A 12403-nucleotide genomic window follows, 5' to 3' on the forward strand; every position below is an offset into this window, starting at 1 on the left:
GGGGCGGTGAGCGTGGCGAACACGCGCGGCTTCTCCGTGACCGAGGTCGGGACACCCTCCGAAGCCCTCGACGCCGACGAACTCACGTGGTTGCGCCGGCTTGCGACGGGCGGCACCGTGGCGCAGGTCGCGGCGCACGCGGGCTACTCGGAACGAGCGATGTACCGCATGCTTAACGGCTTGTACCGCCGGATGGGGGTCGGTAGCCGGCTGGAGGCGATCATCCGTGCGCGGGAGTCCGGTTGGCTCTGACGAGTGCTCACCGACCGTCCAGAACGTCGAGCACCGGGTGGAGGGCGTCACCCAGGTCGAGTTGTTCCAGCATCAACCGCATCCGGTCGGCCAGAACGTGTGCTCGGCTCCGGAGCTTGCCCGCCGAGCGGAACGCCTCGACCGCACCGCCCAGGTCGGCCCCGCCGCCGAGGTGCAGACCGCAGAGGGCATAACCCTTGAGGTCGTGTGCGGCGAAGTCCTCCTTGTCCGTCAGGACGCGAGCCGTAGTCTCGTTGACGAGGAGCCTGAACCGGCTGTCCGCGCTGGCGCGGTCACCCTGTTGGTGAGCGGCCAACGCCCACAACGCCAGCACGATCAGCGACTGACCGGGGATGCGGTGGTGCGCGGCCAGGTCGATCTCGCGCCACGCATCCGGCCGCGAGCCCAGGCGCAGATAGGCGAAGGCCAGCGTGGTCCGCGCCTGCAGTAACACGACCGAGTCCTGGTGCCGCATTGCGAGGTCCACGGCCCGCAGTGCCAGATCCTCGGCCAAGCCCAGTTCCCCGCGGTCGAGGTGCAGGTCCGCGAGCCCGCCCAGGCACGCGCCGCGGAGCCGGTCGTCGGGTCGGCTGTCCTCGATGGCCCGGGCGCGGGTGACGAAGCCTTCCGCCTCGGCGTCACGGCCCAGTTCCCCCTGCCAGCGCGCTACCTCCAGCGCAATGACGATGCTGCGCAGCGCCGCATCGGTCCGCGCGTCAGGCGTGTCGGGGAAGTCGTCTCGCGCGTACTGTGTGAGCACCTCCACGCCCTGCCGGATCGCCTCCTCGTGCCGCCCCTTGCGCCGCAGGCACTTCGCGATTCCTTCACGCGAGATGGCCAGGACCTCGGGGTGGTCACCACGCAACGCCTGGTCAAGAACGTGTTCGTACCTGCCCAACGCCAGGTCTGTCTCACCCTGCTGCCAGTACATGGCGGCGAAGGTGCAGTTCAGCTTCATCGCGCGCACGTCGTCCTCCCACCCGACGACCTCGCGCAGCGCCCGGCCGAAGACTTCGTCGGCTTCGGGGAACTGGCGGAGTCTGAGGTGGATGTCGGCCAGGGCGTTCAAGTTCTCCAGCTCGTCGTGCTCATCTCCGAGTTTGCTTACGACCGCCCTGCGCTGCTCTAACAGCAGATGGCTGCAGTTCCACCGGCGGAGGAACGAGTCGATCTCCACGATCGACTCGTGGGCCGACGCGTGCTCACCGGCGCACAGGAACGCGTTGAGTTCCGCGATGTGCAGGCGGAGGTCGTCGACGGTGCGCGGTTCGCGGACCTGGAAGGCGCGCAGCGCTCGGGCGGCGGCGTAATACAGCCTGACTCGCTCCGGCTTCGACATCGCGTTCATGATCAAGGTACGGTCGGCCGGTGGTAGGTAGCAGTGGCGGTCAACGCGGTACACGATGCGATCGGTCACCAGTGCCGACAGGGCGCCGAGTGCCTTCGGCTCGTCGCGGAGCAGCGCCAGGACGGCGTCGACCGGCACCGCGGTGTCGAAGGCTGCGACGGTCCGGAGCACTTTGAGTCGAACGTCGCTCCCGAATTCGAGCAGCAGGCGCATCAGCTGACTCGACACGTCCGGGGTACGGTTCTCGGTCAGGAACGACGCGAGCGCGGCGAGGTCGAACCCGGAGTCCGCGACGACGACCGCGTGTGCCAGTTCGGCGTGCCGCGGGTTGCCCCCCATGACCTCGTACAGCTTCGCCCGCATTTCGCGGGTCAGCAACGTGGGATCGAGTCGTCCGCGGTGATCCATGCTCGCCAGGTAGGCGAAGAAGTCCTCCTGCGGCAGGCTGTCGAGCACAACCGCAGACTGCGCCGTAGGCCAGGTCCCGAACGTTGACGACTTCGGTTTTTCCTGCGAGACAAGCAGGACGGTCACCGAGTGACCCTCCTTGGTCGCCAGCATCTCTAGGGCCCGGTCGAGTTGCGGGTCGGCGACCGTGTTGCCATCGCGGCTGAGAAGGTTTTCGGCTGAGTCGATCGCGACGACGACCGGCGAGTCGCCCAGGCGTCGCAGGACTTCTTCCAAGCGCACCAGGGAAGAGCGGCCCGCTGATGTGGACTCGTGGTCTGCACCGCCGTCGAGGTAGTCGATGAGTGTGCCAGTGTCCAGCTTCGTCACGCTGTTCGCCTCGTGCCGCAGGATCCTTGGCGACGTACCGCCCGCCGTCAAATCTCGGATCACCACGTCGAGGAGCTTGGTCTTGCCTACACCCCGCACGCCTCTCAGCACGGAGACGCCCTGCGGACCGGACTGCAGCCGGTTTCGAAGTTCCTGCCGCTCGACCTTGCGATCCCTGATCGGCGTGGGCCCCTCCACCTCCATGGGCGCGGTCTCGGCACGGGACACCGGCATCCTCGGAAGGTCGGCTCGTGGCGGAGGGGGCGCGAGCTGGGTGACAACCGACGCGGCCGCGAGCGATGCCACTTCGAAGCACCACTTCTTGGCTGCGTCCTGGTCCCTGACGTGCAGGTTCCGCCCGAGGTGCACGAGTGCGGCTCCGACCAGGAACAGTTGGCACTGCAGTCGCCAATCGACGCCCCAGCTCTTCTGCGGCGCGGGCGTCGACCGCAGCCGCAGGATGGTGCCGAGCGTCCGGAAGGGCGACAACAGGGCCGGGTGTCCTTCCTCGTCCGGGTGTACCAGGACCCGCGCGAGTGGAGAGTGCGAGTCCGGCCCCAAACGGTCGAAGCCGTCGAGGGCCAAGGCCACGAGCAGGTGCATCGGGTCCCGGGCCAGCGGAGCTGACGGCGAGTACCGGTCGTAGTCGATCAGGACGAACGACTCCGGGTCGACCGCACCCTGCATGTTCAGCAGAATGTTGCGGCCGCTCAAGTCACCGTGGGCGTGGCCGATCAGCAGATCTTGGACGGCGCGGCCCGCGTCGGTGCCGTCGAGCAGCGCGAAGGGGTTGTAAGGCACCGATGGGCCGTCGTCGAGTCTTACGGGACGCGCGTCGCCGTCCACTGGGATGTCGTGACCACGAGCCCACTCTCGTGCCGCTTCCAACCGCCTGCGCACGACCTCGTGCAGCAATTGGCCGACGGTCGGCGCGGGGGCCGGGATCGACCACTTCCCACGGTTCCAGCCGTTGACCACGGAGTCGATGATCACGCCGCAGTGCTCGGCGAAGTCTTCGCGATCGCGCAGTTCGGTCAGCGGGCCGAAGTGCCCTAGGTCGCCCGCGACGCGCTGGAGGATGCCTCGCGCACCACCTTCGAGGAACATCTTCTGCGGACGGGGCTCCGCCAAGTGTGGGCGGAACGTCCCGGACTGGTCCCAGGCGACGTCGACGTTGTTGGCCCTCCTGTCGCCGTCCTCGGTGAGGAACTTCAAGACCATCGGTTCGGCGCTACTACCGTCGCGCGCGACATACAACACCCGGCTGACCGGCTCGCCGCTGCGCCCGTCGACGAACCAGCTACGAAACCTGACGGTGAAGTGCTGGTCATCCCGGAACCACGCCTGCACCGCGTCGTGCAGGTCCGCCGGTAAGCCCTCGAAACCCCCTTCGGCCAACTCCCCCATGCCTCCTCCTCGACCTTGACCGAGCCCGATGCCGGGAATCTAGACTCCCCAGATGATCAAATGAATCCGCCTCGTGGGTGTGAAGAGGGGAGGACGTGGTGGACGGCGAGATGTCCGACGCGGCCAAAGCCAGGAAAGACCTGCTCTGGGGGATGTACTCGGACCTGCGGACGCACGCCCGGCACGCCGAGACCCTGCGCTCCAACGTCGTGAACTTCATGATCGTGGTCGCGTCGGTCCTGATCGCGGTCATCGGCAACGACGGAAACGTCACCCGGAAGGACCTACCGCTCGGCCTGGCCCTGCTGCTCATCGGCCCGCTCGGGCTCATGTTCGCGGCTTCGTACACCGAGTTGTACGAGCGGAACCGCCGTCGTGCGGTCCAGGTCCGCACCGCCTTGGACGAGGAGTTCCTGGCCGCCGACGGGCCGACCATCGCCAGTCTGCTCACCGTCGCCGACGACAACCACGAGACCGGTCCCCTGTACCGGTGGAGCAGGCGGCTGACGGGCAGCACGCGCCGCTTCTGGTACATCCTCCCGGGCCTAGTCACGTTGGCGGGCGTCGCCTTAGTCATCGTGGCGTGGTGAATACTTCTCCCGTGGTCCACTCCCGTGTGACGGCACGCCTCGGCATCAACCCGTGATCAACACAACGTTGCCCCGCCGAAGCGGTCGAACAGCGGCTCAAGCAATCGCGGCGCGCAACCTGCCTGTAGATGCGTTACGATCTTCAACAACCCGAAGTCGTGATACTGCCGCAGTGATGTCCTTGCTGACCATCCCGGGGTCGGTTGACGGTCGACAGTGGTACGGACCCTGAGATGAACCTTACTTCCGCGATCCGGTGCCCTCCTCGTCGGATCGACATCCTCCCGGCAAGCCCAGCCCTCTGGCCACGGCCTGTAGGGTGCCATTAGTCGGCCACGGGGCCTGACCTGCGGTTAGGCGGCTGTAGGTTCGTACTCGTTGATCAGTTTGCCGAGGACTGGTCGGCGACGTATCGACGTGCGGCTCGGCTCTGCTGCTGGCTTGTGCGGTCGTGGTGGTGGGTTGCAGGGCTTGGCGTGGGCGGCGGTGGTTGTAGTGGGTCGCGTATCGGTTCAGCACTGTCCGCAGGTGGTGTTGGTTGATGATGAGCAGTCGGTCGGTGGCTTCGCGTCTGACGGTGCCGACGAACCGTTCGGCGTGGGCGTTGGCTTGCGGACATCGCGGTGGGATTTTCACGACTTCGATACCAGCGTCGGCGAGGACGGCGTCGAACGAGGTGGTGAATTGGCCTGCCTGTGTACCGCTCAAAAAGTCATCGCTGCTGGTCAGGCGGGATGTCTGTACTCGTTGATGAGGCCGCCGAGGATGCGGGTGCGGAGCACTCTGCGGGGCGTCGAGGTCGTGCGCCGTGGCGGGGTGCTGCTGGGCTTCGGGTGGTAGTTGGTGGCGGGCCTGGTGGGGTAGGTGTTGGTTGTAGTGGTCTTCGTAGGCTTTGAAGACTTGTCGTGCGTGGTTCTTTCCCGTGATGAGGATGTGGTCGAGGAGTTCGCGTCGGATGGTGCCGATGACCCGTTCGCAGTGGGCGTTCATCCTGTGGGGTGCCAATAGTCGGCCACACGGTTTGACCTGCGGTTGGGCGGCAGTGGGTTCGTACTCGTTGATCAGACGCCGAGGATTGGTCGGCGACGTATCGACGTGCAGTTCGGCGCTACTGGTGGCCTGTCGGATCGTGGTGGTGCGAGCTGGTGTGCTCGGTGTGGTCGGCGGTGGTTGTAGTGGGATGCGTAGTGCTGCAGCACTGTCCGTAGGTGGTGTTCGTTGATGATGAGCAGTCGGTCGGTGACTTCGTGTCGGGCGGTCTCGACGAATCGCTCGGCGTGGGCGTTGGCTCGCGGGCACCGTGGTGGGATCTTCACGACCTGGATGCCGGTGGCCGAGAGGGCCGCGTCGAACGAGGTGGTGAACCGGCCTGCCCGGTCGCGGATGAGGAACCGGAAGCTGTCGGCTCGGTCGTCGAGGTCCATGAGCAGGTTGCGGGCTTGTTGGGTTGTCCATGCCCCGTTGGGGTTGGTGGTGGTGCGGAGGATGTGGACGTAGCGGGTGGCGACTTCCATCACGAAGAAGACGTAGATCCGTTTGAGGGTGACGGCGCAGTCGGCGTGGAGGAAGTCGCAGGCCATCAGGCTCGTGGCCTGGGCGCGGAGGAATCGTCGCCATGACAGGTCGGTGTCACGCTGGGGTGTGGGCGGTATTCGCAGGCGCTGGAGCACGCGGCGAACCGTTGAGGCGGTTACCCGGTGGCCGAGCTTGAGCAGTTCGCCCTGGATCCGGCGGTAGCCCCAGCCGGTGTTCTCCCGCGCCATGCGCTCGATCAACGTCATGAGGGTGTCGTCGACCGGCAGTCGGCCGGTGCGATGGGGATGGGTCCACTTCCTCGCGATCAGGCGTCGATGCCATCGCAGGATGGTTCCCGGTGTCACCAACCGGTGCTCGCGCAGCCGTCGGGGGAGTCGGCGAACCAACGCGGCGAGCACCGCACGATCGGCTCACTCCAGCCGCGGACCGGGGTTGGTTCGTCGCAGCACGGCGACCTCATGCCGCAGTACCGGCAGTTCGACGTCCTTGGCCGCGGAGGACCGGCCGAGCAGGACCAACCAGCCACCGAGCCGGATGAAGGTCAGGTACAGCAGTCGTAACGCCACACCTCATGATCATGCCCGGGAGGTCCAGCGCGCGCGATCGTCGCAGCTCAACATGCCAGTGCAGAGTTCTGGCACCCCACAGGGCGGCGTCCGGAACAGTCAGCGCAGCCGAACGCCCGCCGTCCTTGCAGTCGCGGGGATCGGCTTGTCCGCATCTTTACGGTGTCTCGGTCGGCGGTGGGTCTGATGGTGTGCGGGGTGGATGACCGGTCGGGCGAGCGGGATCGGACCGATGAACGTGGTGGACACGGGTGCTGACGGTGCCTCGGGAGACGGGGGAGTCCCGGCCGGAGTGGATCAGCGCGCGGTCGCGGCGGGCGGCGGGGTGGTCGTCCAAGCGGGCGGGAACGCGACGGTCACGGTCGAGCAGACGGTGCGGAGGGTGCTGCCACGCCAGTTACCCGCGGCACCCGGGGTGTTCGCCGGTCGGGTGGCGGAGCTGGCCGCGTTGGACCGCGCTGCGGGCGTCGGGGCACCGGACGGCGTGGCGGCGTCCGGGGCGGTGATGATCTCGGCGATCGGAGGGGCAGGTGGGGTCGGCAAGACCTGGCTGGCCCTGACGTGGGCGCATCGCAACTTGCACCGGTTCCCCGACGGGCAGCTGTTCGTCGACCTGCACGGCTTCAGTCCCACCGGACGGCCGATCTCGCCGGCGGAGGCGTTGCGCGGCTTGCTCGACGCTCTCGGCGTCGCCCCCGACCATGTCCCGAGCGGGCCGGATGCGCAGGCCGCGCTGTACCGCGGCCTGATCGCGGGCAGACGGATGTTGGTGGTGCTGGACAACGCCGCGACCGCCGAGCAGGTCGTGCCGCTGCTGCCGGGCAGTCCGACCTGCACTGTGCTGGTCACCGGCCGCACCACGCTGGCTTCCCTGATCGACCGGTACGGCGCCCGCCACCTGGCCCTCGACGTGCTCCACCACGGCGAGGCCCGGGACCTGCTGGCCCGGCGTCTGGACGAGCGCCGCGTGGCCGCCGAACTCGAGGTGACCGACGAACTGATCAGGCTGTGCGGGCGACACCCCCTCGCGCTGGCGATCACGGCCCGCCACGCCGCCACCCGCCCCGGCATCCCCCTGGCCGAGTTCGCCGCCGAACTGCGCGAGCTGGGTCTACAAGCGCTCGACCACGACACCGATCCTGCCGCCAGCCTGCCGGCGGTGCTGTCCTGGTCCCTGCGCCAGCTCACCGAACAGCAGCGACTGGTGTTCGCGCTGCTCGGCATCATCCCCGGCCCGGACATCGACCTGTCGGCCGCGGCCGCCCTCGCAGGCCTGTCCGAGTCGCGGACGCGCAAAGCCCTGCGCGTGCTGGAGGAGCACAGCCTGCTCGACCGGTACGAAGGTGGCCGTCACCGAATGCACGACCTGGTCCGCGCCTACGCCGCCACCACTGCCGAACGAGTTCTGCCAGCAGGCGCCGGCGAAACGGCGCTGCGACGGGTGGTCGACTTCTACCTGCACACCGCTCACGCCGCCGATCGCTTGCTCAACCCCCACCGCCAACCCCTGCAACCGGCACTACCGGTGGACACCCCGCATCGCCATGAACTGGCGGACGACGCCACGGCGCTGGCCTGGTTCGACGCCGAACACATCAACGTGATCGCCGCCCAGCGCGCCGCCGCCGAGGGCGGTCGGTACCGCACCGTGGCCGACCTCGCGTGGGCGCTGGCCAGCTTCCACGAGCGCAGGGGCTACCTGCACGACCGGGTCGTCGCGTGGCAGACCGTGCTGGACGTCTGCGCGCACCTGCCCCCGGCGATCCGCGTCCGCGCCCACCGCCACCTGGGGCGCGCCCACACCGAGCTGGGGCATCACAACACGGGAATCGAACACCTCGGCCACGCCCTCGCCCAGGCCGAGGGCAGCGACGACACCACCCAACAGGCCCACTGCCACCGTGAACTGGGACGGGCTCTGGGACAAGCCGGCGACGACCGACTCGCACTGCAGTACGCTGTTCGGGCTCTGGAACTCTTCCGCACCCTGGACAATCCGGTCGGGGTCGCCAATGCGCTCAACCAGGCCGGCTGGTGCGCAGCGCGCCTCGGCGAGTACGACACCGCCCGCGCCCACTGCCGGGACGCCCTGGTCCTGCACCGCCGACACGACCACCTCTCCGGGACCGCGGCCACACTGGACACCCTCGGCTACGTTGAGCACCGCGACGGGCACCACGACCGGGCCGTCCACCATTACGAACAGGCACTGGAACTGCGTCGGGAACTCGGCAACACCTACCGCTGCGCCGACACCCTGGACCGGCTCGGACACCCCCTCGCCGCCCTCGGCGACCACCGGCGGGCCCGCGCGGTGTGGGAGGAAGCGCTGCGGCTGTACCGGCAACAGGGCCGCGACGACGCCACCCGGGTACAACGTCAACTCGACGACCTCGACGGCCCTCTTGCCAAGTCACCGTTATGAGGGCCCGGCTCTCACATGGATACGGCGGTAGCCCCAGTGGGGTTTTCACGAGCCAGGCGCAGCACCAGGAGTCGGATCGAGCGAATTGTCCGTGGTCGGCCGGGCCGATTGGGGAGGGATCTGGCGGCGTGCTGGTGGGCGAGGAGGTCCCAGTGCCATCTGAGCACCGTCTTCGGACGGACCTGTAGTCGGAGCCGATGAAGCGAGGCGTCTGGGAGGCGACGCAGCAAGGCCGGGAGGAATACCTGGTCGGCGAGGGAGAACCGTCTACGGGCGTCTCTGAGTTGGCGTTCCAGGACCATGATCTGATGCCGTAGCGCCAGGATCCCTGTGCTTGTCCCGGTCGCTTGTAGGTAGCAGGTGCAGCAACGCGAAGGCGTTGGTCACGCCGAGGTAGGCCAGTCGGAGCGGCACAGCCGGTCATCATGCCGTGCTGGTCGACGTCGCAGCGGACGGCGGCCGTGCCGGCGAACGCTCGACTCCCCTTGGGCTTCGTGGTGCGCCCTCTACCTGCATGGATGGGGTTATCGGCAGGCACAGTGTCGCCACGCGGGCCACGGGCAGGAGGATGGTTCTCAAGGCGAGGCTGGGGTGCTCGCAGTCATGGCGCGGTCGAGTTGGTCGAGGACGAACAGCGGTGGAAGGCGCTCCTGTTCCAGACGCAGATGGGTGCCTTGCCTTGTGGTGAGGGCGGCGAGGGTCGCGGGCTCGGCGTCGGTCAGGTTGGGAACCGGTGGGTCGGCGCGTGTGGTGTCGTCGACCGCGAGCGTCTTGTGCGTCTCAAAGGTGATCGGGTCCATCAGCACGGAGAGAAGGCTGGGCAGCAGGGCGCGGGCACGTGACAGCAAGGTCAAACCGGCACGGTCAAGGTCTCCCCAGTGCAGGTGGCGGGCGCCCCTCAGCCACTCGATCTGCTCCAACACGGCCAAGTGGTTGCCGAGCGAGTGGATGATCACGGTCCGGGACAGGTCGGGGACCAGGTAGGCGGACTCCTTGTTCTCCACGATCAAGACGGTGTCGGGGTGCAGGGGCAGGGCGGCGATCTCGGGGCAAGGTGCGCTGAAGTGCCGGAGGCCGCACACCAGTTCACGGTCCGCGGGGTCGGCCAGTATCACGTCGACGTGCACCGGCAGCGCCTTGAGCCCCAGCGGGTCCAAGTCGTCCTGGTGCACCTCCCCGTCTCGTGATTCGTCGACCGCACGTGCCTGCGGGGCGATGTTCAAGCAGGCCAAGACAAGCCGGCGGTTGCGGGCGAGCCACTTGGTGTGCATCCCCACGACGGGCACCTGCCGGATCGTCAGTCCGGAACGCGGGTTCGAGGTGAACCAGACGATGGCGTCGCGCAGCGTCCTGAAGTCCGTCTCCTCCAGATCGACGATCTGCTGGAGGTGGGGACGCAGCCGCTCGGTGACCACGCCACCGGGCAGGATGCGCAGGCTCGCCCACCTGGCGTTCGCCCGTGACCAGTGGTCGGCGAGGTCGTGGTCGAGGGACACGAGGTCGTCGACCGTGGCGAGGTCCAGGTGGGTGAAGACCTCCTGGGCACCGATCAGCGTGCGACGAGAGGCTGAGCGGAGCGTCGCGGCGGGGTGCGCCCTCGCCCAAGTCCGCCAGCCCCGGGCCCACTGATCGACAAGGTCGGCGTTCCGGGCGATCACCTGGGCAGAGGGCGCGGAGAGGGGGAACGACAACCCGATGCTGTGCCCCTGCATCAGCCAGTCGCGCCAGTCGTTGCGGTACCGGGTACGCACGAGGTCGAGCACATGCTCCGGGTTCCTCATCACTGCCCTTCTTCCAGGCTCAACGCCTCGCTCATCGTCATGGGGTAGATGCGAACACGCGAGGGGTCGGCGACGTCGACGTTGATGTAGGCGACCGAGTCGACGTACCCCTCGAACGCGGTCGCCTTCTCCCTCGGCGCACCCACGATCAGCTGGAAACCGAGGGCCTTCAGGGCCGACAGCGCCCGACCGGTGTAGTCGCTGTCGGCCTTGACGAACCCTTCGTCCAAGATGATCGAGGCGTAACTGGGCGGGCCTTCGCGGCCTTCGCCGATGCGGAACCGCAGGGCGGCGCCGAGGATGAACGCGATCAGCTCCTGCCCTTCGCCGCCGCTCATCCCCGAGACGCCGTCGTGGACGACCTTGACCCCGTCGGTACGTGTTTCGATGGCGCGGAAATCGACGTGTTCGCGGGCGTCGAACACGCGCCGCCGCCAGGTGTCCCCGGCCCTCGATCTGTCCTCCAGCTTGGCCAGGTTCTTGCGCAGGCTGGTGAAGGACTTCTCGACTTGCTCGGCCTCCCGTTCGACGTCGATTCCGAGGGTGTTGCCGGTATACCTGGTGATGATCTGGCGGAACTCCTTGAGGTCGCTGCTGGGTCGCTCGACCGGTTCGATGCTCAAGGTGGCGTGCGCGCGGAATGGAACGTGGCGCAGCACGTCGTTGATCGGGGCGAGTCCGCGCCTGATCGACTGTGCGTCGTCGTCGATTTGGACGAGGAGCCCGCGCAGTTGCCGGTTCAATTCCTCGTCGACCTTGGCCAGCCAGGCGTCCTTCGCGCGGGGGAGGTCGTCGGTCACGAGCTGGTGGTGGATCGCGAGCAGCGACGGGAGGGAGTCGATCGTCCCGTCGGTCTCGCGTGCGGTCCGGTCGTCGAGGTTCCGGTAGGCGGCGATGCGGGCGAGCACCGCCTCCTCCGACTTCCTGCGGTCGTCCATGTGCCGCTCGACCTGGTCTCGCAGGTGTGCGACGGCCGCCGTCAGGGTTTCGGCGACGTGCCCGGCGTCGACCGGGTTGGTGAACGGGGTGGCGGCGAGTGCAGCGCGTTCCCCGGCGGTCAGCGGTGCCGCCGCGTCGATCACGTCCTTCGCCCGGTCCTCGACGGTGCACAGGTCGCCCCATGCCTTGTCGAGTTGCGACTGCTCTTCCTTGATCCTCTCAGCCCTTGTCCTCGTTCTGATCGCCTCTTCACGCTGCTTCTTGAGCAGCTTGTCCAGCTCGGCTACCTCCGGGGAGTTGGCTTGGACGAGCTGTGTCTCCAACTCCTCCACCCGCCGGAGGGCCTCCGACGCGTCGATCAGGTCCCAGGCCAGCTCGGCGCGGAGTGCTCGCAGCTCGACCAACCGGTCACGGGCCGAGTTGTACCGGCTGTGGGCGTCCTGCGCCGAGGCGTCGGCGACTTGGATTTCCCGCTGCACCGACTCCAGCTCGTCGGCCAGTTCTTGCAGGAGTCGGCGGTTGTCCCAGCCCGTCCACGGGTATCGCAGGGGGCGATCGTCCTTGACGAACCGGTTCCGCGCTCCGGTGCGCATACCCGTCGGGGTGATCGAACCGCGAGCCCAGAACGGCGGGTGGTCGTTCAACTCGGCGCTAGGGGCTGTTTGGGGTTCGGATCTACCGGCCCTGGGGACTTGACCCCAGATGTTGGACACCAGACACACTTGGATCCTGACGATTCGGGTGGACAGGAGTCCCGTTCAGATGGTGATGAAGCATTACCC

10 protein-coding genes and 1 pseudogene are annotated in these 12403 nt (G+C 67.8%); 4 read left to right on the forward strand and 7 right to left on the reverse strand.

Translation table 11 applies throughout. From position 1 onward, the window contains the following. Positions 1-252: LuxR C-terminal-related transcriptional regulator (locus AB0G02_RS18225; RefSeq protein ID WP_360795451.1), on the forward strand; the 252-nt coding region annotated here is incomplete at its 5' end. 7 nt (positions 253-259) lie between these two features. On the opposite strand, the gene AB0G02_RS18230 is transcribed toward AB0G02_RS18225, so the two are convergent. Then, positions 260-3784, reverse strand: coding sequence for a tetratricopeptide repeat protein (locus AB0G02_RS18230; protein ID WP_360795454.1), 3525 nt, complete (start codon positions 3782-3784; stop codon positions 260-262). Between the two features lie 98 nt (positions 3785-3882). On the opposite strand from AB0G02_RS18230, the gene AB0G02_RS18235 reads away from it, so the two are divergent. Beyond that, the gene (locus tag AB0G02_RS18235; RefSeq protein WP_360795457.1) at positions 3883-4374 is read left to right on the forward strand and encodes a hypothetical protein; all 492 of its coding nucleotides are present in this window, start codon (positions 3883-3885) and stop codon (positions 4372-4374) included. A gap of 240 nt (positions 4375-4614) precedes the next feature. Here the strand turns inward: AB0G02_RS18235 and AB0G02_RS18240 are convergent, their stop codons facing one another. Continuing rightward, positions 4615-5010, reverse strand: a complete 396-nt coding sequence (locus AB0G02_RS18240; protein ID WP_360795474.1) for an integrase core domain-containing protein — start codon at positions 5008-5010, stop codon at positions 4615-4617. On the opposite strand from AB0G02_RS18240, the gene AB0G02_RS18245 reads away from it, so the two are divergent. Then, on the forward strand, positions 4903-5214 hold the full coding sequence (locus AB0G02_RS18245; protein WP_360795477.1) for a hypothetical protein: 312 nt from the start codon (positions 4903-4905) through the stop codon (positions 5212-5214). The two genes, AB0G02_RS18240 and AB0G02_RS18245, sit on opposite strands and share 108 nt — an antisense overlap. Before the next feature lie 51 nt (positions 5215-5265). On the opposite strand, the pseudogene AB0G02_RS18250 reads toward AB0G02_RS18245, so the two are convergent. From AB0G02_RS18250 to AB0G02_RS18260, 3 genes and pseudogenes are all read right to left on the reverse strand, one after another. Then, positions 5266-5364 (reverse strand): annotated as a pseudogene (locus tag AB0G02_RS18250) (hypothetical protein); the annotation flags it as partial. Between the two features lie 71 nt (positions 5365-5435). Beyond that, positions 5436-6155 (reverse strand): integrase core domain-containing protein, encoded by a 720-nt coding sequence (locus AB0G02_RS18255; RefSeq protein ID WP_360795460.1) that lies wholly within the window; start codon positions 6153-6155, stop codon positions 5436-5438. A gap of 165 nt (positions 6156-6320) precedes the next feature. After that, entirely contained in the window at positions 6321-6476 is a 156-nt protein-coding gene (locus AB0G02_RS18260) for a hypothetical protein (protein WP_360795463.1), read from the reverse strand. Between the two features lie 430 nt (positions 6477-6906). Here AB0G02_RS18260 and AB0G02_RS18265 point away from each other — a divergent pair, with 430 nt between their 5' ends. After that, a complete protein-coding gene (locus AB0G02_RS18265) occupies positions 6907-8901 on the forward strand; it encodes a tetratricopeptide repeat protein (protein ID WP_360795466.1) in 1995 nt (664 codons plus the stop codon). A gap of 575 nt (positions 8902-9476) precedes the next feature. Here the strand turns inward: AB0G02_RS18265 and AB0G02_RS18270 are convergent. Together AB0G02_RS18270 and AB0G02_RS18275 are read right to left on the reverse strand one after the other, a co-directional pair. Next, the gene (locus AB0G02_RS18270; protein WP_360795468.1) at positions 9477-10682 is read right to left on the reverse strand and encodes a Wadjet anti-phage system protein JetD domain-containing protein; all 1206 of its coding nucleotides are present in this window, start codon (positions 10680-10682) and stop codon (positions 9477-9479) included. Beyond that, positions 10682-11953: an SbcC/MukB-like Walker B domain-containing protein gene (locus tag AB0G02_RS18275; RefSeq protein ID WP_360795471.1), complete on the reverse strand. Its 1272-nt coding sequence runs from the start codon at positions 11951-11953 to the stop codon at positions 10682-10684. Before AB0G02_RS18275 ends, AB0G02_RS18270 begins: the two co-directional genes overlap by 1 nt. Between the last annotated feature and the right edge of the window lie 450 nt (positions 11954-12403).

Origin of the sequence: Actinosynnema sp. NPDC023658, assembly GCF_040639995.1 — a bacterium.
Taxonomy (GTDB): domain Bacteria; phylum Actinomycetota; class Actinomycetes; order Mycobacteriales; family Pseudonocardiaceae; genus Actinosynnema.

Coding starts and splice junctions, on each gene's coding strand:
- AB0G02_RS18230 (WP_360795454.1), bottom strand. CDS start 3,784: ATGGGGGAGTTGGCCGAAGGGGGTTTCGAGGGCTTACCGGCGGACCTG.
- AB0G02_RS18255 (WP_360795460.1), bottom strand. CDS start 6,155: ATGACGTTGATCGAGCGCATGGCGCGGGAGAACACCGGCTGGGGCTAC.
- AB0G02_RS18270 (WP_360795468.1), bottom strand. CDS start 10,682: ATGAGGAACCCGGAGCATGTGCTCGACCTCGTGCGTACCCGGTACCGC.